This is a genomic window from Blautia sp. MCC269 (genome assembly GCF_018785655.1).
Lineage (GTDB): Bacteria > Bacillota > Clostridia > Lachnospirales > Lachnospiraceae > Blautia_A.
The window spans coordinates 1-1,737 of the sequence record NZ_WQQE01000053.1; the positions used below are offsets into that span (position 1 = coordinate 1).

At 39.1% G+C, this 1,737-nt stretch carries 2 protein-coding genes and 1 CRISPR repeat array; both genes read right to left on the reverse strand.

What is annotated here, in order from left to right; translation table 11 throughout:
- The coding region (gene tnpB / locus GPK88_RS16050) for an IS66 family insertion sequence element accessory protein TnpB (protein WP_215708042.1) at positions 1-299 on the reverse strand (299 nt) is incomplete at its 3' end.
- Entirely contained in the window at positions 293-706 is a 414-nt protein-coding gene (gene tnpA, locus GPK88_RS16055) for an IS66 family insertion sequence element accessory protein TnpA (RefSeq protein WP_173759467.1), read from the reverse strand. The genes tnpA and tnpB, both read right to left, overlap by 7 nt.
- A gap of 399 nt (positions 707-1,105) precedes the next feature.
- A CRISPR array of direct repeats spans positions 1,106-1,596; the repeat unit is 30 nt; unit sequence CTTTACATTCCAATATGGTTCTATTAATAC.
- The last annotated feature ends 141 nt before the right edge of the window (positions 1,597-1,737 follow it).

The window sequence follows — 1,737 nt, forward strand, 5'->3', positions numbered from 1 at the left end:
GACATGAGCCAGTCGAATTGCTGCCAGGTCAATTGTTTTACTTCCAACTGATTTCTGGGCCAGCGGAATCTGCCCTGGACTTCCATACGTTTATACAGCAGCACAAATCCGTCAGATTCCCAGAGCAAAGCTTTGATCCTGTCACAACGTTTTCCACAGAAAAGATACAGGGCACTTCGCCTTGGATCCATATGGAGTTGATCCTCTACAATAGCACACAACCCGTCAATGGATTTCCGCATATCCGTTCTGCCTGTTACGATATAGATTTCATTGGCGGCTGTGATATCCCCTAACATTCCAACTCCTTCACAATGCGAAGCGTTTGAGCCAGAAGCTGAGGATCTGTTCCATTTGGTATTGTTAGATGAAAGCTTCCTACAGACAGCTTCATTGGCTCTGCTACAGAAAGGTTATTTCTTTCCGTAGCTGCCGGAATTATATTTAATGGCTGTTCATAAGGAATCGGGTCAGTATCATGAAAATCCACTCTGACAACTTCCTGGCTTTCTGGTGCACGATAGGTGCTTCCAGTTGACGCCGGCAAATCCACACAACCTTTCTGACGCAGTCTTTTTACCCAGTTGTAAAAAGTTCCTGGCTTGATATCATGTTCCACACACCATTGATGATCTGTCAATCCACTTTGACGGCATTCCATGATGAGACGGTATTGTTCTTCAGCAGGTATTCTTTTGCTTCTCATGAGCATACCTCCATAACTTGAATAGAGTAAAATGCTCGCATCTATCATTTCTGGTAAGAGAAAATGAAGTGAAATGCTTGCATTCTCTAATGATTATTATGGATTGATTTTTAGGGCAACACAATCCGTCGAATTATTTTGCGCTTACAGTGGTTCTTCTACAAATGCCTTTCTGATAAGCATTATTCTACCATTTTCTTTCTTGAATTAACTTGTTAAAGTACTTTAATATTTTTTTACTGGCATCCAAGTAGATGCCAGTTTATAGTTTATACTCTTTTCACAGAACTTTTATCCCAGCTTTCGAGTACCTGACCCCAAGTAGTGCTCTGATGCCAGTTTATGCTCTTTTCACAAAACTTTTATCCCCAGTTTCGAGTACCTGTCCCCAAGAGCAGAATTCCCCTTCCAATATGGTTCTATTAATACTCCGCCATCTTGAGACCACAGATCGCCAATATCGTACTTTACATTCCAATATGGTTCTATTAATACGGGACTGGATGTTCAGAGTAAGGAGGCGTACTTGATCTTTACATTCCAATATGGTTCTATTAATACCGGCTCTCCCTTAATCTTGCTCCACGTGTATTTTGTCTTTACATTCCAATATGGTTCTATTAATACAACATAAAAACCTGCGTTCATTCCCAGTTCTGCAATCTTTACATTCCAATATGGTTCTATTAATACGTAGTATACGTTGTAACCTTTAAGCGTACATCCCTGCTTTACATTCCAATATGGTTCTATTAATACCAAATTCAAATGATGTCGAGAATGGAGTGAGAACACTTTACATTCCAATATGGTTCTATTAATACACCATCATCTTTATTTACAAGATATTTACAAAATTCCTTTACATTCCAATATGGTTCTATTAATACTCGTCTTCCACAAATGCCTTTCTCATAAGCATTATTCTACCACTTTCTGTCGACCTTGTCATTTCTTATTTTTTCGGGACCCATAATCTTCTATTATGATCCATTAAATCACCTGTTTTTCCTTAATATAAAGGCTTTGTC

Bases quoted from the DNA above. Each gene is read 5' to 3' on its own strand.
- tnpA (WP_173759467.1), bottom strand. From the start codon at position 706: ATGAGAAGCAAAAGAATACCTGCTGAAGAACAATACCGTCTCATCATG.